The organism is Nocardia sp. NPDC055029, from assembly GCF_053608525.1.
On sequence record NZ_JBSGVQ010000028.1, the window covers coordinates 39,780 to 58,920 of the forward strand.

Consider the following 19,141-nt stretch of genomic DNA (forward strand, 5'->3'; position numbering starts at 1 on the left):
AGTGCTTGATCAGCGCCCGCAGGCCCCGAAAAAGCGGCACTCGATGAGCTCACGGGGATCGAGCGCTGCCGCGATCGGCTCCAACTGGTCCAGGAGCACACCGAGCTGGGTGAAGTCCAACGCGTCGGCGCTCTCGTCGACGTGCACGCTGTAGCTGGCTTCGTTGTGATCGGGGCATCCCTTCCAGTTCCCCGCAGACCCGACGCGGATGCTCAGCCCGTTCTCGAAGATGAAGCCGCAGCTCAGCAAGCTCGGGGTGGCGTCGTCGACATCATTCATCGAGATACCGCGATAGCTGGCGGCGTAGTACCAATCCTGCTCGGGATCGCCGGGATAGCCTTCCTCTTCTGGCTCACCGATTACGGCCCCGAGAACCCAGCCCCGGCCGATCAAGTACTCGTGCAGCCCATGCAGATGCACCGTGGCGATGCTTGGACCATAAAGACGATGAGACATTCGGGGTTTCACCTCTCGTCGGTACTCGGTCGGGATAGACACAGTGTGGCCGTCGGCGACGGCAACTTCCTAGCCAGCGGCGAAATCTCGGCGCGTCCACCGGCGCCGTCCAGCTCGATGTCCAACGCTGCCAGAAACATGGAGGAATTGCCGGTGGCCTCCAACGACTTCCAGCGAATCAGCCGATGTCGGGACGTCGGCGTAGGGTGACCCACCATGCCGTACGAGCTGCCCGAGTGGGCGGAATCGAAACTGCGGGGCGTGACCCGCGACGAAGTAAAAGAGGTCCTCACGGCACGCCGCCGATGGCCCCGACCCTCGACGGGCGGCCCGGTACCGGTCACACTGATAGCAGGACGTACTCGAGCGGGCAAGCCCGTGAAGGTAGCTGTTCGCGAGGTTGAGCCGTTTCGATCGCTGATCGTGGCAGCTGGAGAGTTGACCGGCGATGACCTCGCCGAGTTCGAGAAATGGGAGGTGAGCACCGATGGGCCGTACGAAGGATGACGCTGCTGATGCGGTGTATCGCGAGCTGGTTGACCAGTTGGGCGAAGACTGGAGCATCGACGACTTCCCACCCGATCGCGAAGAGTCGATGAAAGTCTTCTTCACCGTCCCCAGCGCGCTGGTCGAGCTCCCCGCAGTGGATGCGCCGGCCGAGGAGCTGCTCGTCGGGTTCAATGTCGAGCTGCGTCTCCCCGTTTCCGCGCTGCACCAGCTGGAAGCGCGCGCCGCCGCAGCGAACACCACCGTCGACCGACTCGTGTCGGAGTGGGTGACCGCCGAGGCTGGCGCAGACAGCACGATCAGCCGCGACGAAGTCCTCGCGCTGCTGGCCCGACATCACCCTCGCTCGGCCTGACCGCCGAAGTCGAACCGCCTATCAGCGAAGAGGCCCCGCCGAACCCGGCGAGGGCCTCTTCGACTGCAACCAATTACCCGCCGCAGCCGGGCGGATCGCAACGAGCAGCTCGACCGCGAGACACACAAGGACAGCTCGGACGTGGCAGCCTGGTGTCGCCGCGCGGTCGCCGTGTACATAGACCCCCGCCCGACCCGGCCGCGGCAGGAGTCGACGACTTCTAGGACGCTGCCCCTTTTCTGGCGTATGGGGCCTGTCCCTGAACGGCCGCTAGCCGAACATTCCGTGCGAATGGTCCTGACCCCCTCGATCAGCTGATCGGATCGTTTCCCGTGTCGGTGGGCCGTGCGACCCTGTGGCCTATGTCGAAGGTCGTCCGCCCCTATTCCGCTGGGGGCCCGCTCATTCCAGCCGTCGCGGATCCGTTCGACCTTGCCGCAGCATGTGGCCATTCCTGCATACATACCTGCCTCGGATGCCGCCATTGCACTGCGTGCGAGCCGTCGTGTGCATGCGGTGAAGCTGAGGCAGACTACGACACGGCCTAGGCTCGCACGCCTCAGACACAACCGCAGTGCCCAGGTATCAAACCAGACCCGGCACTACTCGAGATCCGCCCATGACCATTGCTCGGCCGGGATGAGTTCCGTGGCCGGTTCCCGGCCGAAATGGAACTTTCGGCGCAGCTCAGGCGAACTACGCAGGTACGTGCGAAACCTGCCCGCCGCCGGCGATGCACCGATGCTCGTGCCGTTGATGGAGGCGGTCGCGGTGTCCCGCCTCGACGGCGGCCACGGCGCAATCCGCAGGTAATGATCGCCGCAAGGCGTACTCCTCGGCCGCCAACCGCGCCTTGTTGCGGCGCAAACGTATCCGCACCGTCATTCCCGAACGATCCGACCAACTGGCCAACCGCAAACGCAGAGGTCGCCGCGGTGGGCGGGCACCCTACTTCAATCGAGCAACCTACAAGCGGGCCCAACATCATCGAACGTGCCTTCAACAAGGCCAAGCACTGGTGTGCGGTGGCCACCCGCTATGACTAGTTGGCCATCACCTACGCCGGAGTGGTCCTGGCCCTGATCATCGAATGGCTCAAGTCATTGGGAGACACAACCTAGACCGGCTGCCGCGAGCCCCCTTCGAGAGTCTAACGATCAGTGACATTGCGGGCTAACGCGAGGATCATATATGCAGACCGCTCGTGTTGGCAGGGATCGAGTGGACCTTATTTCTGCATCGCTCGATTCTCGACCCTGGTGAAGGACCACTCAAATGGTCTGCCCGTGTTCTGGAGACCTTTCAGCCGAGTCGGCCCGTCAAGGTCGCCCGACCAGGCGGCAGTAACGTCGGCCGTTGCTGATGGATCGGAGGATGTACGTGGCGACAGTGTGGCGACAGTACTGAACCTCAGATATCTGTTGGGTGGCCCGTACCCCCAGAGTTCGATCCCGCGTGGAAAGGGTGACCTATGCCTACATACACCTGCACCGTTCATAGAGCAGGTCCAAATGCGGACGGCGGCACAATAAGGATTGAATTGAGTTACCAGAGCGGGACGCCAGCATGGGACGGATTGCGATGGTTCACCGCGAACGCTGCGATGCAGAAAGAACTGCTGGCGACAGCCTTGGTTGCCGTTGCAACGAGCCGCCAGGTCAGTGTCAACACTCCGAATATTGCGGCAGACCCACCGCTTATCAATAGGCTTTACGTGCATTCGTCATGACCGGCGCTAATATGTGGTGCGGCTACTTCGGTCCGGGAAACACTCGTATCCGCGACATGGGTTTGCGGGATGCAATCGCGCAAATGGTCATGTTCGAGCGTCTCAAATGGTTCAACATGGCCCAAACTAACGCACTGACCGAGGGGGGAGGTGCCCAGTTCCAACACTTGGTCAGGTACTCGCTCGCACGCCACAGCTCCATCCGCCCGACAACGCTCGCCGTCGCGCAGACGCAGGCCGCCTTGCCTGCACTCAACTCCAGGTACAGTCAGCTGTTCGCGAACCCATCGCCAGCTAACGTTACCCAGGTGCGCGAGGATCTTCTCGCCGGCGCACCGAACACGGGAACGCCGAGCAACCCGTCGAACCTGGAAGTGCTCGTCGAATCTGACATTCGCTTGGCACTCGATTTTAGAAATGATGTCAGTGCCTGGAGTTCGGTGTTCGTGGTTTTCTGCGTGAGGGCAACTGCTATTCAGGAAGGCCTAGAAGCCGAATTCGACGGCCAACATTTGGGCCGCGACGGGTTATTGCTCGGCGGCGGCAGCGCCGGGCACCGCGGATACCTTATCGAAGCCTACAATAGAAAAAGAGCATTGACCTTGGGGACCTATCACGCCTTTCCGGCCACCGAGCGAGCCGTTCAGAAAGGCGACATCATCGTGCTGGATCGGCAACGCAACATCAACATCGCGGATGTGACCCGGTACACCCAAATACCGACGCTCGGAAGCGGCAGGGCCTTACACGGCGACATCGTAGTCGAGGTGGTCCCGGGCGATCACGTGATCACCATTGGCGGCAATCTGGGCGAAATCCCAGGGGTGAACGCTTCCGAGGGCGTCCGGAGAAGGCGCTATCCGATTAATACGGAAGACCGACTGGTTGTCGCTGAAGCACAGGAATTTGCCCAAGAGGACAGCGGCGGCAATCTCCCCAACATCCCAGCCCCTGGGGCGATGGGAGGGACGTTGAGGCAACAAAGTACGGGCCGAATCTTCGCTTTGCTCAGCCTCGTCGAGAAATGTGCCGCGGTCGAGGCACCGGAGGCCGGCTGGCTGATACCAGCCCTGGATTTGATTCTGAGCTAATTCGGACGACGCTAAGAGGACAGCAGAGATGACTACGGGCGGACGAGTTCCCATGGGCGAGTGAGAACGAAGCAGATGAGGAAAAATGGTACACCAAACACGAACTTGAGCGAGGGATGATTGAGCTGGAACCAAGCAGGTCTGGACTTTGAGACCCATGTCGAACGAAATGAAACTCGTCTGAACACAGCAGCCGGGAAGGCTTATCGCCGATACGCGTTGAGAGGTGGCCACGATGACTACGGGCGGCAGGCAGGAATTTGCCTGGGTGGATCAGGAGAATGCACCGCATGAACCGTATGATGGCAAAGGGTTCGTTCCAAACCCAACCTGGCGAGCGCGCTGGCGTGACGAGAACCCATACGGGACGACCATCCGGGTAATTCACAGGAACAAGGGGCTGTACGATGTAATTGTTACTGACCACGAGCCCTTTGACGCCTATCAGGCTCAGGTCGTCGCTTACGGCGCCGATAACGCGCGGTGCAAGTTCCACAGGCGACCCATACCGGAATATATTGGGACTTGGGATGGCACTGACTGGTGGGGCTCGCGTATGTTTGTCTCGTGCCTCAAAGGCACGGGCGGGGCCGTCGACTCGAAGTTTGTGTTCTCGTTCAGTGCTTGGCCCCGTGACGAGGATAGCGCCATCGTCGGGCCATTGGATGGACCCGCCGCGTTCTTCGAGACCACAACCGGCGTCACGAGGATCCCCGGCACGGACATCGCGAGAAGCTACGAATATATAGGAACATCGCGACCCCCCACGTTCCGAACAGGCTCACGCTACATGTCTTTCAACTCTAGTTCAGGCAACCCGCTTCCCCGGATTCGGCGAACAAGTACCGGTGTCTACAAGGTGAGTATCCCAGGACTCGGAACCCCGAACCCGGGCTTGGCGCAAGTTACGGCTCTCGGATCAGATGTCACACATTGTCAGGCCACCACACCCGTCGCCTCGGCGACGGGGGAAACGCTTGAGGTGACTGTTTACGGCTGGGCTGGTGCGACCCTAGAGGACACGAATTTCATCCTCAACTACGACCAAACCGTGACCAGGATCAGCCCATATCACCAAGGCGCGCGCGCGTATGCAAACAAACCCAGCGCCGCCTCCTACACGCCGGCGCGTTCCTACAATAGCGGCGCCTTCATGGACAGTGCCGGCACCAACACCGCCTACCGCATCGAAACCGGGCGCTATCGGATGCACCACAGCGACATCAGTGCGACGCCGAACTCGGTATGGGTCGCTGCTGCCCCCTCGTTTTCCCTTGGGCACTACTGCAAGGTCGAGTGCTGGAATCCTTCCGGGCCGAGCGCAGCTGGCCTCCCGGGGACCGATGTATACATCCGTTGCTTCGACGCTCAAGGCAATCGCGTCGACTCCCCATATTTCGAAACATTCCAAGGCATCCCAATAGGGCCAACGTAACTCCGAGTGAGATCCGCTTTCTTTCGCCGCAATCGAATTCGTCAATGTCTGCTCCGGCATTATGTAGCTGCACCATCAGCTCAGCCAAAAGTCCGGGCCGGAGTCTGCTATCGGCGTCGGCGCGCGCGTGCGCATCCTGTCACTTCCCCAGCTCGCCGTCGGTGATCCCCCAGACGTGCAGGACTGGGGCCAAGTTCGCCCACTGCGGGAAGTTCTTGCCTTGTATCCAGCCGTGGATCGTGTTGCCTGCGGCGGTGACTCCCTCATGCCCGGCCAGCTTCGTGTAGCTGATCCTTGCGCTGGCGGGCCCGACACCAAGTGTCGGGCCCGAGACCATTTTTGCGCGATCCGCGCCGCGAGCGCGAGACGGATGCCCCGATGCCGGTCGGCGGGCGTCGCCTATCGCTGTCCTAGTTAATGTCGGAGTCGCTGTTGGAACCGTTTGTCGACATCACGATACCAAGACCGAGAAGTCGGGACCCGAGTCCTTCTGGTCGAACCAGCCGTCCGGCACTGCACGAGGACTGACCGGACGCTCCTTGCTCTCGCGGTGATCTTCGGAGGTGCATCGGTACATCGGGCCGCGCTCGGTGTCGAACAGCACGCGCGCGTGGGCGTCGTAGTGATAGACCCACCACGAACTCATCTCCCCTTTGCGGTTGGCCTCCTCCCACTCGCGCCACAGCGCGGTGAGCCGGACACACACCATGCGATGGCGCCACCACTCCTTGCACATGACCATTCCCGAGTCACCGCCGGTGAACTTCCCCTCGAGCACGGGCGCGAGCCAGCTGTCGACCCACTGCCCGGCGTCGTCGAACAGGTCGGGCGCCTTCTCCTCTGGTGCGGTCGCGGTCGCGGTCACAGCAGCTCCTTGATGGTCGAGAGTTCGTCGGTGGCGCCGTACTCGGCGACAGAGGCCTTGATCAGGTGTGCATCGGGTCGTTCGCTCCACCACGCCTTTTCGACCAGCACAGGCGAGTTGCCCGTGCTGAGGATGATCGCGCGGTTCTTGTCCATCTCGGCGAGCATCCACACCGGGATGGCGAGTTCGGCACTCCAACTCTGGGAGTGGGTGCGGCCTCCGTTGGTCGAAAGGCTGATGGCCCAGCGCTGGACGTCGCGGTTGCCGATCTCCTGGGCGATGTCGGCGAGGTACTGGTTGTCCTTCACGCCGCCGCCGTAGTAGTGCAGGTTCGCGGCGGAAACCAGCTGACCGAGCCCTTCGCCCCAGACGCGGCGGCCCTGCTGCGGGGATTGCAGGTAGGTCTGGCAGATGATGGCCTGGGATCCGAGATGGCTGTACCAGGCGGGCAATTCCGAGAGTTTGCAGACGTTGGCGGCCTCGTCGAGCACCGCTACCAGCGGCACCGGCAGCCGCCCGCCGGGGCTTCGCCGAGCCAATTTGAGACCTTCGTCGATGATCGCGCCGACGAGCGCGGTGGTCAGGGCCGAGGCGCTGTCTGCGCCTTCCATCGACAGCGCGTAGAGGGTATCGCGGCTGCGCACGAACTCGGCGAGGTCGAGCTCGGGCAGGTCGTGGGTCGGCAGGTAGCGACCGAGATCGGTGTCGTCCCCGGGAATCTGGGTGCGCGTCGGCGGCAAGACGGTGCGCAGATACGAGGGTTCGGTCAGCACATTGAGGTTGCGCCGCGCCACGTCGTAGAGGCCGTCTCGCTGGCGCCTGTTCAGCCCTTGCGCGGTGCGTAGCTTCTCTGCGGCGATCGGGTGTCCTGCCTCGCGCAGCAGCGCCGCGGGTTTGGTGTTGTCGGCGTCGGAAAGCCACGCGTAGGAGTGCAGCACGTCGCCACCGGCGACGGCGGCCGCCAGGAAGTACAGCGCGATCAACTCCGCCGCGCCGCCGTCGAAGTAGCTGTTGACCTGTCCGCCGTCGATGCTCTCGGCGTCGATGAACCGCCCGGCGAGACGGCGCGTTTCCATGAGCGAGCTCAAGTGCTTGAACGGATCCCAGTACCAGTCCTGGTGCGGCTCACCGGTGATGCCTTGCAGGTCCGATTCCCACACTCTGCGCCCGCGGGTCTCACGCAGCCCGCGCGTGTGGTCACGCAGATCGCGTTTGTTGCTGGTCGCCAGCACCGCGCCGGGAGCGTCGATGACCGAGCCGACCGCCGCACCCGCGGTCTTGCCGGTGCGCGGGCCGGCGAACACGACCAAGGTGTCCTCATAGGACTGGGTGATCGCGAGGTTGCCGTGCACGCTCCCGCCCAAGTGCAGGCCGATTGCGCCGGGTGCGTCGAGGTCGACCACGTCCGGGCGCAGCCGCTTGGCCTTGGCCACCGCCGTCGGTCCGGCGATCTCGGTGAGCGTGCGCGCTGGCGCGAGCACCTTGGCGCGCCGGTCGATCTCACTGCCCCGCGTGGTCAATCGCAGTGCCACCAGCACGGCAAGACCGATCAACGCGGCCTCTGCGATCACGGTGAACACGGTGGCCAGCGGAGTCCACAGGGCCCGGTAACGGCTGCGTCCGAACGCCATCCAGGGGTTGGTCGGGATGTCGTCGCCGGTGAACTGTGCGGCCAGGTGCCAGGATCCGAAGGCGATCATCAGCAGCACGACAGCGACGGTGAGCAGGATGAGCAGAGCCGTGTATCCGGTCATGTGGTACTCGGGTGCGTGCCTGCGTGCGCTCACAGCTCCACCTCCGCAACGGCGGCGCGCACCGTCTGCGTCACAGCCTGCGCTGCTACCTGCTCTTTCGACGGCCGCAATCTCGATGACGTCGAGGTCCGGGGGTCGGCACCCGCGTTGGCTTCCGCTGTCCGAATCAGTCGATTGATTGCAACTGCTTCCGGATTGGCGACGGTGGCGGACCTACTGCGCCGCGAGGTCTTCGCCGGGCTCTCCGCGTCCGACTCGGGTGCCGTTGCTGCGGCCGACTCCGTCGAGGTGGCTGGCGGGCTGGCTGCGCGGTACTCGTTGCGGCCCTCGGGTCCCCATGACTGCCTGAACTCCCTGTCCGCGCGTTCTTGGTCCGCAAACGAGGTGGTTGCCGCCGCAGTGGCTCGGCTCTCGGCGCGGTACTCTTCGCAGCCCTCGGCGCCCCACCACTTAAAGAACTTCTCCTGCGCGTGCTCGAGGTCCTCACGGGAATTAATGTCAGCCTCGAACTTGGTCCGCGCCGCGACGATCACCTCCGAATCGGTGTCGGCGTAGGCCGCTTTCGCTTCGTCGATGAGCAGCTGCCGGAACTCGGTGCGCGCTTGCTCATGTGGATCGGGCTCCGACCCAGCAGTGAGGTTCTCCACGGCGCGCGTGATCTCCTCGTTCACCGCCGAGCGTCGGGGCGGTCCCGCGTTGGTCGGTTGGAGCACGCCATCGAGTTGGTCGGGGGTGATCAGTACGTCGCGGGCTTTGGACCCGGCCGATGGCCCGACGATGCCGTGTTCTTCGAGTTTGTCCATCACCGCATGTGCCTCGGCAAAGCCCAGGCGCAGCTTGCGCTGCACCATCGAGGTCGAGCCGAACTGTGTGTCGACGACGAGTTCGGCTGCTCGCCGGACCGTGTCCAGGTCTACCTCGGGCCTGCGGTTCGTAGATCTGCGATGCCCGCTCTGCTCGGTCGTTGCGGTGGTGGTTTGTTCGTTGTCGGTGCTGTTCAGGTCGGCTGAGCTGCCCGGCACTGGGCGGGTTCCCATGTCGGGTGCGTTGTTCTCCCAACGATTCACGGCCTCTTCGGCCGCGGCCACTGCTGCGTCGGCAGCCTGCTGATCGACGAACTCTTCGGCCAGTTGCTCGGCAACAAGATTCTGTTCTTCGTCGGTGGCGGCGGATTTCGCACCGTCGGGGTCGGCGGCGGCGGCCGCCTCCATCCGGTCCGCTTCGGCCTTGACCTGTTCGGGGTCGATGCCCGCGTCGCGCATACGTTCCGACCACGCATCGGCAACCCTCTCTGCCTCACCGCGGGCGGCCTCGGCCGCAGCCCAGCGCGCCAGCAAGGCCTCCTTCTCGTTGAGCTGGGAGACGGCCTTGTTCTGCTGGGCGCGTTGACGTGCTTCGGCACGGGCTTGCTGCTGTTCCGATGGCGACTGTTGTTCGGCGTAGCGCTGGCGGACCCGCTCCGCGCGTGCTTCGGCCTCGCGGGCATGGCGCAGGTAGGCGCGGCGCGCGGCCACCAGGGCCCGAGCTCCCGCCTGGATCAGGGCGATATTTTCGTCGACGATCTGCTCGTCTTCGTGCGGTTGCATCTTCACTCCAATCGTTGTGAGACGGGACGGCTCAGCCGTGCAGTTCCAGACGGCCGAAGCCGTCGAGCACCGCGCGGTCGAAGAACGCTTGGTAGGACTGGCGGATGAACGCGGTGGTCGCGCTCGGATTGATCAGGAAGGCCTCGCTCATCACCCGCAATGCCCAGTACCCCGCCTGGGTGCCATGGGTGCGGGCCAGCCCCTGCTCGATGCCGTGCGCGAAATCGAGGATCTCGGGACCGATCTCGGCGTAGATGAAAGCATCGAGTTCCCAGCGTGGAGGCCACTCGTCGGCGCCGGAGCACGCCAGCTCCAGCGCGGCCTGGCGCACCGGGACCTGGCAGCGGGCCAGCCTCGCGCGGCTGTCGACAGTGCGGGCGGTCAGCACCGGCAGCGCGACGATCGCCGCAGCGAGATCGTCGCGGACGACGGCGCGCAGCGCGGCGGTCGGCAAATCTCGGATCAGCCAGCTGACCTTGTATTCGGCGTGTAGCTCGACGACTCGCATTATGGTGTCCCCCTCGTGGTTATCCGGTGATCCGGTAGCTGCTTGTGCGCCACCCGGTAGTGGTGTGATCTGTCGCGACGGCCACCCGGAGCACGCGGTAAGGGGTGGCCGATCCATCGGTGTGCTGCACGGTCTGGGTGACCGTGGCCTGTACGAGCGCCTGGTTGTCGCCATCGGTGTCGACCCGGTCGACGGTGACCACGGCGGTAATGACGTCGCCGGAGGCCCGCCAGGCCTCCCACTCGGCGAGCGGGCGAACCCCGGTCGCCGGAGGTGCGTCCGCGGACGTGGCGAGTGATCCGGTCAGCCAGGGCTTGGCCCGCGTCAGCCCAGCGCCGGTACTCGCGTCGTTCTTGGGCTGCCAGGAGAACATCGCGGTCAACGCCATACGCGCCGCGGTGCCAGCGTCGGCGGTCTCCGGTGTCGGGCCCTCGATGTGGACGTGTGCGTCGCCGGGCTCGTGGTGGTGTTCGTTCGGGTCGGTCCCGCCGCCGCAGCCGGCGAGCAACATGGTGACGGCGGTGGTGGCGGCCGCCGCGGAGACCGCGAGGCGGGTGGTCCAGGTGCGAGATGTCATGTCGCGGTCCTCCGTCAGCTCATCGTCTTGGCGAACTCGGCCGCCAAGGCCAGGATGTTGGCCGCATACGGCCGGGTCTGGGTCTCGTAATCCGGTGAACCCGTCGGGAATCCGCCGCTGGAGAGCACCGCGCCCTCACCGGCGTTGTAAGCCGCGAGATACAGCTCCTCGCGCGGCCCGGAGGGGCGAACCTTGCCCTCATCGATCCAGCCGTCGACCGTCTTGGCGATCTGGCACATGTAGCGGGCCTGTCCGATGATCGCGTCGCCGTCGTCCCACACGCTCGCGGTCCCATTGCCGTCGGCGTCGATCACGAAGGGCTTCCCGTCAGCTGCGGTGGACGCTGCGGTGCCGGGGAGGAACTGGGCTAGGCCCTCCGCGCCAGCAGACGAGGTCAGCCCCCGCCTGAAACCGGACTCCTGCTTGCCTTGTGCGGCGAGCAGCGAGGACTTGATCTGCGGGCACAGCGTGCCGCCTTGCCGGTACCACGGTTCGAGTTCGGCCGGTACCTTCCCCGGTTCAAGGTCGCTGTCGCCGACGTGCGGCGAGCACTCCGGTGAGGTCGGGGTACCGGCACCGCCGGGCGCCGGTCCGATCGGGCCGTTGGGCTGGCCGCCGCCGACGGTGGTGATGTGGACGTGGTCGTAGTGGTTGGCCGTGTCCCCGCCGCGGTCTTCCATCATGTTGCGACTGCCGTCGGCGCCACGGTATTCCTGGCGCCAGATGATGTATTCCACCTGCAGCGCAGCCGCATTGGCCATCACATAGTCGGCGATCCGGTCGCCGAGTGCCTTACCTTGGCCCGACGTCGGGTCCGGGATCATCACGTCGACGGCGCGGCCGCTGGGGTGATCCGGGATCGGGTCCTGCCGCACTCCGTGGAAGGTCTGGATTTCGGGGAACAGCTGGTTGATGGTGCGCGCGACCCGGATCGTGTCGACCTGCATGCCGTCCTCGGAGCCCTTGGCCGCCGGCAGCGAGGCGAGCTCGCCGCCGGTCGAGGCCGCCGCCGAATCGCGCGGGGTCGGCGACGGCGTCGACGGTGCGGTGCTCGACTGCGATGGCACCGGAGTTCCAGAGCCCGCGCCGGAGAGCCACGGCATCGGATCGATGGCAGTGCCACCGCCGAGCCGAGTTCCCGGCCACACCTCGAAATGCAGGTGGGCGCCGGTGGATTCGCCGTTGTTGCCGACTTCGGCGATCTTCTGCCCGGCCTTGACGGTGTCGCCGCTTCGGACCAGGACGCCCTTTTCCCACATGTGGCCGTAGACGGTGCTGACGGACTCGCCGTTGATGTTGTGATCGACGATGATCCACTGCCCGAACCCGCCAGCGGGCCCGGCCTCGACGACGACACCGTCGGCGGCGGCGTAGATCGAGGTACCTTCGTCGGCGCCGAAGTCCTGGCCCCGGTGCTGGGTTCCCCACCGGGGACCGAATCCACTGGTCGGGGTGTAGGTGCCCTCGGCCATCGGCATCGCCTTGCCGTTGCTGGCCTGGATGCTCCCGCCCGGCGAACCGCCCGTCGGCGCACAGTCTTTCGTGTCGTCGCCGAGCAAGAACAGCACGGTGAACATCACCGAGCCGAACGCGAGCATGAACGCCGCCACGGCGGCCGTCAGCTTGTTCACAGCAACCCGGCCCGGTCGCCGTCGGTGGACTCCTGGACCGCTCCGCGCATCAGCGCCTGTGTGGCGGCGAGGGTGCTGCGGAGCTCGCGGACCTGCTTCTGGAGTTCGGGCACCGAGGCGCCCGGCTCGGTGTCGAGAGCTTCGCGTAGCCAGTTCAGCAATGTGTTCCAGTGGACAGAGACCGCCGGTGCGATCGCTTTTGCTGCTGCGGTCCGGGTGAAGCCTTCGTCGTCGATGAGTTTGCGGGCCTGGTCGATAGCCGAAAGGCGCAGCTCGGCGGTGACAGGTCCGTAGGTGCGGCCGCCCTGGATCACGATGCCTGCCTCTCATCGTCGTCGTCGAAGGTGTCCTCGCGATCGCCGAAGGTCTCGAATCGCTTGGAGGTGTTGTGAATGCCCGCCCGACGTTCGACGTCGGTCAGCACGAGCTGGAACGGGATGCCAGGTGAGCCGTCCTCACCGACCTTGAGCAGGAACTTGCCGACACCGGCGGGCAGCGGTTTGGGTGCGTTGCGCTTGAGCGGCTCACCGGTGAGTGCTTGCGGGGCCGACCAGCTGGTGACTTCGTTGGTCTCGGTTGCGGTGAACGGCACGATGGAACTCAGGCGCGCGATCTCCTCGCGCGGTAGCGCACCGAAAATCTTGGCGCGCGAACGCTCGAGGAACCCGAGAGCCTTGTTCATCGCCGCGGTCGAACCGAGAGACTGCAGATCCTTGATCGTGTGGCTGATCATGATCAGCGACGCGGCATCACCACGCTGCAGGCGGGTGATCTCGTCGACGCGGTCGACCATGAAGTCGCCCAGCCCCAGTGCCTGCCACAGCTCATCCATGACGACCGAGAAATACTCCTGCTTGCCCAGGCCGACGTCGGCGAGCATGTTCAAGGCCTCGATCGCGCCGAAGCCGGAGTTCCAACTCGCCAGCATCACAGCGGCTTTGAGCTTGCGGTCGTTCTTGGCGATGTGGGAGACATCGACGCAGACCGCGACCGAGTCCAGGTTGAGCGGAGTGGTCGTCGCGCCGTTGAACACCGCGCCGAAGTTGCCCTGGGTCAGGGCTCGCAGCGAGCGGCGCAGCGGAATGGTCGCCGCCGCGTACTGCTCGGCGTCCTCGGCGGCCGCGTCCAGCTGCAGCTCGGGACCACCGGCGGTCACGACCTCGGCGAGATCGTCGAGGATCGGCGGGGCATCGAGAGTGAACCCGCGACCGCCGTCGACGACGGGACGGAACAGAATTTGCAGGGCAGTAGAGAGGATCGTGTCCTCGAAGTCGGCGATGCGCTGCCCACGGATGAGTTCGATGAGGGCGGCGATGAGGTTGGTTTGGCGGGCCCGCAGCTCGGTGCGCAGCGACTGCGCCTCGACCTCGAGGCCAGCCCGGTCGAGCTTGGCCAGCGCCTGCGCCATGACACCGGGATCGAGGGGGTTGATGATGCCGTGGCCGTAGCCCAGGTCGATGACCTGACCGCCGACCAGCTCGATGCTGCTGCGGTAGTCCGGCTTCACATCGGCCAGGATCAGCGGCTTGATCTTCTGCGCGATGTTGCCGAGAACGATGCGGCGCACCAGCGAGGACTTGCCATAGCCGTTGAGCCCCAGCACGAACAGAATCGGCGCGGTGATGAATCCGCCGCGACTGAACCAGTTCATCGGGTCGAAGCAGACCGGCTCCCCGGTGGTCAGATGAGTGCCCAAGGGGGTGCCGATGAGAGGCGCGCCAGCGCCGACGGCCCAGGGCCAGATCCCACACACCTGGGCGGTGGTGCCGCGGAATTCGACCGGTGAGCCGACCGAGCACGACCGGCCACCGCTGGCGCCGACGACACCGGATTTGCTGATCTGCACCAGATCTCGCGCGTTCCTACCGACCATCCCGTTCTCGCGCATTCCGGCGGCGATGCGCCGGTTGGTGTCGACGTGCAGGCGCAGGCGCGCCGGGTAGGAAGCCAGCGGGTTGTTCGATGCCGCCTTCATTTCCACCGCAGCGCGGCGCTCGTCGCTCAGGACCGCGGTGCCGATACCGGCCTTCTCCGAGGCCTTCGTGGTGCCCTTGTCGCCCTTGCCCTTGTTCGTCCGCGCGCGCATCATTCGGCCACCGTCCGAGGCAGCGAGGTCATCTCCGGCAGCAGTACTCCGGTGCCCAGGCCGGCGGCGAAGGCCGCGGCCTGGTAGCGGTAGGAGCGGCGAATACGCAGGCGGGCCTGCACGGTCAGATCGCGCACCACGGCGTCGATGCGCGGCACGTCGGACTCGCTGAGCGCGGTGGCGGTGATCAGCACGCCGAACCGGGTGACTCCGTGGCCGCGGGCCTGTTCCTCGCGTGCCTGGCTGGTCGCGCCGACTCGCAGGGAGGCGTGGGCGGAGACGATGCCCCGGGAGGACTGACTGGCAACCAGGGCGTTCTTGAAGTCGTCGTCGACGATCTTGGTAGCGTCGCCGCCGGAGTGCGGCCGGTAGATGATCGCGACGCGCTTGCGTGGGATGTCTGGATTCGGTTCGAGCAGGCGCTTGAGGACGCGCTCGTTGACGTTGCCGTCCGGAGCGCTCGCCATTTCCCAGGTGACGCTGGTGACGCCGTCGTGCCAGACCCGGTCCTTGTGTTCCTCGTAGGCCACCGGCCCGGCATCGGTCCAGGCGATTTGGTGGGAGCTGTCGCTTTCGGAGGCTTCCTCGAGGTCGGCTTCGGCGGCGGGATCCCAGGCGCGGCGCACCACAGCGGTGATCTCGTCGGCGGTCATCGGGCGGGCACGCACACCGGCATCGGCGAGCGCGCCGACGATGCCGGGCAGGCGGCGGCCGATCTCGACGGCCTGCTCGGCTGGGTCGCGGCGGCGGCCGCCGGAGTTGGCACGGTAGGTCACCGAGCACCAGGCCTCCACTCGGATCGAGTTGGAGGGCAGGGTGTCGCGCAGCTCGGTCATCATCTCCCGCGCCATCTGCGGGGCGTGCAGATCGGTGATCGCGGCGATCTCGGCGGCCAGGCGGTTGCCGGTCTCGGGCACGGTGTCGATGACGGCGGTGATCGCCTCGACGTCGGGCGCGCTGCCCAGAGAGGCCAGCATCTGCCCCCAGCTGGCCACCCATTGGTCGATCATCGCCTGGTCCACGGCCCGCGCGCCTTGGGGCCAGCAGCGCAGCGACACGGTGTAGAGGTCGAACGCGGGGACATGGGTCATGCCGAACCGGTATCCGGCCGAATGGGTGTCTTCATAGAGCTGAGAGTCGGCGAGCAGGCCTGGCAGCCGGGCGGTGCCGAGCTTGGAGAACACGCCGCTGGCGTAGTTGGTTTCCCGTCGAAGGACGGTGCGGATCCACTGGAACATCAGAATTCCTCGCTCGTATCCGGTTTGGCCATCGTGGCTCCAGGCCAGGGGGGCAAGTACCAGCAACTCGACGACGACGACCGCGATGGCGACTTTGATTCCGGCGACCATCACGGTGAGCATCGCGATCACGATCGCGACGAACCCGGCCATGGTCACCGGCCACGCCAGGCCCCAGAGCCCTTCGTTTCGCGGTTTGGTCCACTGCCCGTAGGTGCGAACTTCGGGCTGTGAGCTGGTTGTCATCGCGGCACCGCCTGACTCGATCCGGCACCCGTCGGGGGTGCAGAGGGGCCGCTGTCGGCGGCTTGGTTGACGCTGTTGTCGGCAGCGCGGAAACCGGCTCCGGCAGCCTGAGCACCGGCCTGGGCCGCAGCCACCCACGGCCCGCCAGCAGCACCGGCCCCGGCCGCTCCGGCTCCGGCGCCTGCGGCCGCGCCGGTGCTGGCGGCACCAGCAGAGGCAGAACGGCCAGCAGAACCGGACGCCCCGGAAGTCCCGGCCTTGCCTGCACCGGTCGATCCCGGGCTGCCCGCGGCTGCGGCCCCACCGGCGCGGGCTGTGGCCGGAGCCGCCCCGGTCGGGCGCGATCCGCCCGCTGACGACGAGGAGCTGTGGTTGCTGGTCGAGACCGTGCCGCCGCCGCGCGAGTCAGCTGCACCGGAGGCGAGACGTCCTGCCATGCCGATTCCCGCTGTCCCAGCGACGATCCCGGCACCGACCCCGGCACCGGAGACCCCGCCGCCCATGGCGGTGACCGGCGAGAGCAGGCGCATGATCGCGGGCAAGACGAACGCCACGCTGCACAGCAGCGCGATGCCGACCAGTGCTTTCACGGCGGTTTCGGTGGTGGGTGCAGTGTCACTGTTGACGACGTTGGAGTCTCCGGCGACGGTGAACGCGATCATGTAGGCCAGTGCGGCGATCGGCTTGTAGAGGATGAATGCGATCGACCACAGCAACAGCTTCTTGTAGAACTGTTCTCCCGCTGCCGATCCGCTGGCGGCGGCGGCGAGCGGCAGCACTCCGGCGACGACACAGAGCAGGCCCTGACGGATGAGGGCGAGGACGATCTGCAGCAGCGCCGAGAGCAGACCGACGATGGCGAAGATGACGATCAGCCCTGGTGAGAAGGCGGCCAGTGCCTGCGTCTGGACCATCGCCTCGGCAACGCCTTTGGCGTTGCCGTTGGTCGCGTCGTCGATAACCCAGACCGAGAAGGCATCTGTGGCGCGGGTGCCCAAGACGATCAGCAACGCCCACACCGAGGAGGCGAAAGCGGTTCGGAAAAGGACGCGGAAGCCGTGGGTGGCTTCGTCGGCGGCGGCGTTGGCCTTGGCGAACATCAATCGGACCGCCACGACCATCAGTGACCCTGCCAGCAAATACAACTGGATGTCGTCGGTGTAGTCGCGGACTCTCGTCATCAGGCCGGGAAGGTCGTCGACAGCGGAGTTGGGGACCTTGGCCCAGAAGGTCAGCGAGAGAATGATCGCCTCGCCGAGCCCGGTGAGCATCGAGTCCACGACCTGGCCGAAGGTGGAGTCCCAGGCCTTGTCCTTGACCGCCTCGACGGTTTCGCCGGGGTGGGTGGCCACGTTGCCCGCCTTGCACACTCCCGAGGCGGCGTTGCCCAGGTTGAAAGGGGTGCCGGGGATACCGATGCCCTCGATCGCGTCGTGGATCTGGTCGCAGGCCTCGTTGAACCCGAAGGTGGTGTTGTCGGCGGGCTGCGCCGCCGCGACCGTGGCCGGGCCCAGCGCGGCGGCCGCGACCACGATGAGCAGCGCGAGCACACGGCGCACGCCGGTGAGGGACAGGATCGAGCGCGCGCTCACCATGTGGTCCACCCGGCCAGGCTGAACACGGTCTGCTGCGGCAGCCGGGAGTCGGCGGGCAACTGCATCCGCCAATCGCGGCCGTCCCAGACCATCGCCAGCTGGCTGCTGATCCAGCGCTCGGCGCCGTTCTTGTCGGGTTCGCTGCGCGTGGCCAGGTACAGCACACACAGGTCGTCGGAGAAGCTTTCGACCCGGAACGCGTCGGGGGCGAGCATGTAGCGCGTCACCGACTCCGGTTGCTGGTCAGGGACTTTGCCCGCAGCCTTGAGCCGGTCGAATTCGGCGAGCTGGGCGGGGGTCATGACGACCATGCGCTCACGCAGTGCCCGGTCGCCCGGTCGCGCGCCGGTCTCCCACATCACGTAGGCCGCCGCCAGCGCGGCACCCTGCGGGGTATGCGCGTAGCCGGTGGGGATTCCGCTATCGAGGCGAGTCGGCCCATCGGAGGTCGAGAACGGCACCACCGCGCCGGAGACACGCTGCCAGCCGCCCTTGTCGCGAGTGCCCGCCGGTGCGGCGGTCTTCCACTCCGGATCGGTCGGCTTGCGCTGGGCGACAGTCTGTTCCAGCGGCTGCCCGGCGAGGTTGTTCGGCACGTCGACCCGGCGGCCGAAGGTATCGACCTGCGGGGTCGCGAAGCCGGTCGCCGCGGGTGCGCTGGTGGTGGTCGGCGCCGTCGTGGTGGTGGTCGGCGCAGTGTCCTCGCTGCGGGTGCGGGTGAACGCGATGGACAGCCCCACCACGACGAGGATGATCAGGAAGATCGCGGCGGCCGCGAGCGCGGTCGTCGCACGGCCGCTGTGCTTGGTTTCGGTGGAGGATTCCGGGGTGGGCTTCGGTGTGCTCACGACTTCGCCTCCATCCGTACCGCATCGGCAGGGACGGCCGGGATCTCGTGCTGGAACTTCGTCTTGGTGGCGGGGTCGTTGAGCAGCAGCCGCCAGTCCTCGGCGATCCAGACCACGACGGTGTCTGTGGCCAGCACGCTCGCGTCGGGGTAGGTGGTGTAGACGGTGAGCGCGGCGCGCTCCGGCGCCCAGGAGGTGATCTTGTACCCGGCGATCTTGGGCGCCACCGTGGGATCGGTCTTCTTGATCGACACCAAAGGCCTGCTGAGGACCCACTCGTTCTTGCCGGGGCCCTCCGCGAGGGACTGGGCCGCGATCTTGGCCCACGAGTCGTCTGGCGCCAGTCCCAAGCGCACCGAGTGCTGGATCGCGGCCAGCGCGGCCCCCTGTGGGGTGCGCGAGTAGCCGGTGGCCGCTACGTCGGTGCGCTTGGGGCCGTCTTTCGCTCCGATCGGCAGGGCGACGCCCTGCCACTTGCGCCACGTCACCGACGCGGGCGCTTGGGTGATGTCGGGGCCGGTCGCGGCCGGTGCGGTGGGGGTATTCCCGCCGCCGCAGCCGGTCACGACCAGCAGCACGGTGGCCAGGCCGGCGAGTGCGGCCGCGGTGCGGTGCCGTGGTCGGCGCATGGTGG

The 19,141-nt window shown here is 66.1% G+C and carries 18 protein-coding genes; 4 read left to right on the forward strand and 14 right to left on the reverse strand.

All coding sequences use genetic code 11. From position 1 onward, the window contains the following. Window positions 1-9: 9 nt before the first annotated feature. Window positions 10-456: a hypothetical protein gene (locus ACWF9G_RS22835; protein WP_452517731.1), complete on the reverse strand. Its 447-nt coding sequence runs from the start codon at window positions 454-456 to the stop codon at window positions 10-12. Between the two features lie 216 nt (window positions 457-672). Here ACWF9G_RS22835 and ACWF9G_RS22840 point away from each other — a divergent pair, with 216 nt between their 5' ends. The 4 genes from ACWF9G_RS22840 (at window position 673) to ACWF9G_RS22855 (ending at window position 5,573) form a co-directional block, all read left to right on the forward strand. After that, complete coding sequence (locus ACWF9G_RS22840) at window positions 673-963, forward strand: hypothetical protein (RefSeq protein WP_452517733.1); 291 nt, start codon at window positions 673-675, stop codon at window positions 961-963. Continuing rightward, window positions 944-1,318 (forward strand): hypothetical protein, encoded by a 375-nt coding sequence (locus ACWF9G_RS22845; RefSeq protein ID WP_452517735.1) that lies wholly within the window; start codon window positions 944-946, stop codon window positions 1,316-1,318. Before ACWF9G_RS22840 ends, ACWF9G_RS22845 begins: the two co-directional genes overlap by 20 nt. A 1,725-nt stretch (window positions 1,319-3,043) precedes the next feature. Further along, entirely contained in the window at window positions 3,044-4,138 is a 1,095-nt protein-coding gene (locus ACWF9G_RS22850; RefSeq protein WP_452517737.1) for a hypothetical protein, read from the forward strand. A 235-nt stretch (window positions 4,139-4,373) separates the two neighbouring features. Then, on the forward strand, window positions 4,374-5,573 hold the full coding sequence (locus ACWF9G_RS22855) for a hypothetical protein (RefSeq protein ID WP_452517739.1): 1,200 nt from the start codon (window positions 4,374-4,376) through the stop codon (window positions 5,571-5,573). 139 nt (window positions 5,574-5,712) lie between these two features. Here the strand turns inward: ACWF9G_RS22855 and ACWF9G_RS22860 are convergent, their stop codons facing one another. The 13 genes from ACWF9G_RS22860 to ACWF9G_RS22920 all read right to left on the reverse strand — a co-directional run bounded on the left by ACWF9G_RS22860 (window position 5,713) and on the right by ACWF9G_RS22920 (window position 19,136). Then, a complete protein-coding gene (locus ACWF9G_RS22860; RefSeq protein WP_452517741.1) occupies window positions 5,713-5,910 on the reverse strand; it encodes a hypothetical protein in 198 nt (65 codons plus the stop codon). 114 nt (window positions 5,911-6,024) lie between these two features. Beyond that, window positions 6,025-6,438 (reverse strand): DUF4913 domain-containing protein, encoded by a 414-nt coding sequence (locus tag ACWF9G_RS22865; protein ID WP_452517743.1) that lies wholly within the window; start codon window positions 6,436-6,438, stop codon window positions 6,025-6,027. Next, the gene (locus ACWF9G_RS22870; RefSeq protein ID WP_452517744.1) at window positions 6,435-8,225 is read right to left on the reverse strand and encodes a type IV secretory system conjugative DNA transfer family protein; all 1,791 of its coding nucleotides are present in this window, start codon (window positions 8,223-8,225) and stop codon (window positions 6,435-6,437) included. Before ACWF9G_RS22870 ends, ACWF9G_RS22865 begins: the two co-directional genes overlap by 4 nt. Continuing rightward, a complete protein-coding gene (locus ACWF9G_RS22875; RefSeq protein ID WP_452517746.1) occupies window positions 8,222-9,778 on the reverse strand; it encodes a DNA translocase FtsK in 1,557 nt (518 codons plus the stop codon). Before ACWF9G_RS22875 ends, ACWF9G_RS22870 begins: the two co-directional genes overlap by 4 nt. 31 nt (window positions 9,779-9,809) lie before the next feature. Beyond that, window positions 9,810-10,286 (reverse strand): hypothetical protein, encoded by a 477-nt coding sequence (locus ACWF9G_RS22880; RefSeq protein WP_452517747.1) that lies wholly within the window; start codon window positions 10,284-10,286, stop codon window positions 9,810-9,812. A 19-nt stretch (window positions 10,287-10,305) separates the two neighbouring features. Next, window positions 10,306-10,863 carry a hypothetical protein gene (locus ACWF9G_RS22885; protein WP_452517749.1) on the reverse strand — a complete coding sequence of 186 codons (558 nt, stop codon included), beginning with the start codon at window positions 10,861-10,863 and terminating at the stop codon, window positions 10,306-10,308. A gap of 14 nt (window positions 10,864-10,877) precedes the next feature. Continuing rightward, the gene (locus ACWF9G_RS22890; RefSeq protein ID WP_452517751.1) at window positions 10,878-12,494 is read right to left on the reverse strand and encodes a peptidoglycan DD-metalloendopeptidase family protein; all 1,617 of its coding nucleotides are present in this window, start codon (window positions 12,492-12,494) and stop codon (window positions 10,878-10,880) included. Beyond that, the gene (locus ACWF9G_RS22895; RefSeq protein ID WP_452517752.1) at window positions 12,491-12,808 is read right to left on the reverse strand and encodes a hypothetical protein; all 318 of its coding nucleotides are present in this window, start codon (window positions 12,806-12,808) and stop codon (window positions 12,491-12,493) included. The genes ACWF9G_RS22890 and ACWF9G_RS22895 overlap by 4 nt, the downstream gene beginning before the upstream one ends. Next, on the reverse strand, window positions 12,805-14,583 hold the full coding sequence (locus ACWF9G_RS22900; protein ID WP_452517753.1) for a hypothetical protein: 1,779 nt from the start codon (window positions 14,581-14,583) through the stop codon (window positions 12,805-12,807). Before ACWF9G_RS22900 ends, ACWF9G_RS22895 begins: the two co-directional genes overlap by 4 nt. Further along, entirely contained in the window at window positions 14,580-16,064 is a 1,485-nt protein-coding gene (locus tag ACWF9G_RS22905; RefSeq protein WP_452517755.1) for an SCO6880 family protein, read from the reverse strand. Before ACWF9G_RS22905 ends, ACWF9G_RS22900 begins: the two co-directional genes overlap by 4 nt. Next, complete coding sequence (locus ACWF9G_RS22910) at window positions 16,061-17,659, reverse strand: hypothetical protein (RefSeq protein ID WP_452517830.1); 1,599 nt, start codon at window positions 17,657-17,659, stop codon at window positions 16,061-16,063. The genes ACWF9G_RS22905 and ACWF9G_RS22910 overlap by 4 nt, the downstream gene beginning before the upstream one ends. Beyond that, the gene (locus tag ACWF9G_RS22915) at window positions 17,653-18,507 is read right to left on the reverse strand and encodes a hypothetical protein (RefSeq protein WP_452517756.1); all 855 of its coding nucleotides are present in this window, start codon (window positions 18,505-18,507) and stop codon (window positions 17,653-17,655) included. The genes ACWF9G_RS22910 and ACWF9G_RS22915 overlap by 7 nt, the downstream gene beginning before the upstream one ends. Further along, window positions 18,504-19,136: a hypothetical protein gene (locus ACWF9G_RS22920; RefSeq protein WP_452517758.1), complete on the reverse strand. Its 633-nt coding sequence runs from the start codon at window positions 19,134-19,136 to the stop codon at window positions 18,504-18,506. Before ACWF9G_RS22920 ends, ACWF9G_RS22915 begins: the two co-directional genes overlap by 4 nt. Window positions 19,137-19,141: the final 5 nt, after the last annotated feature.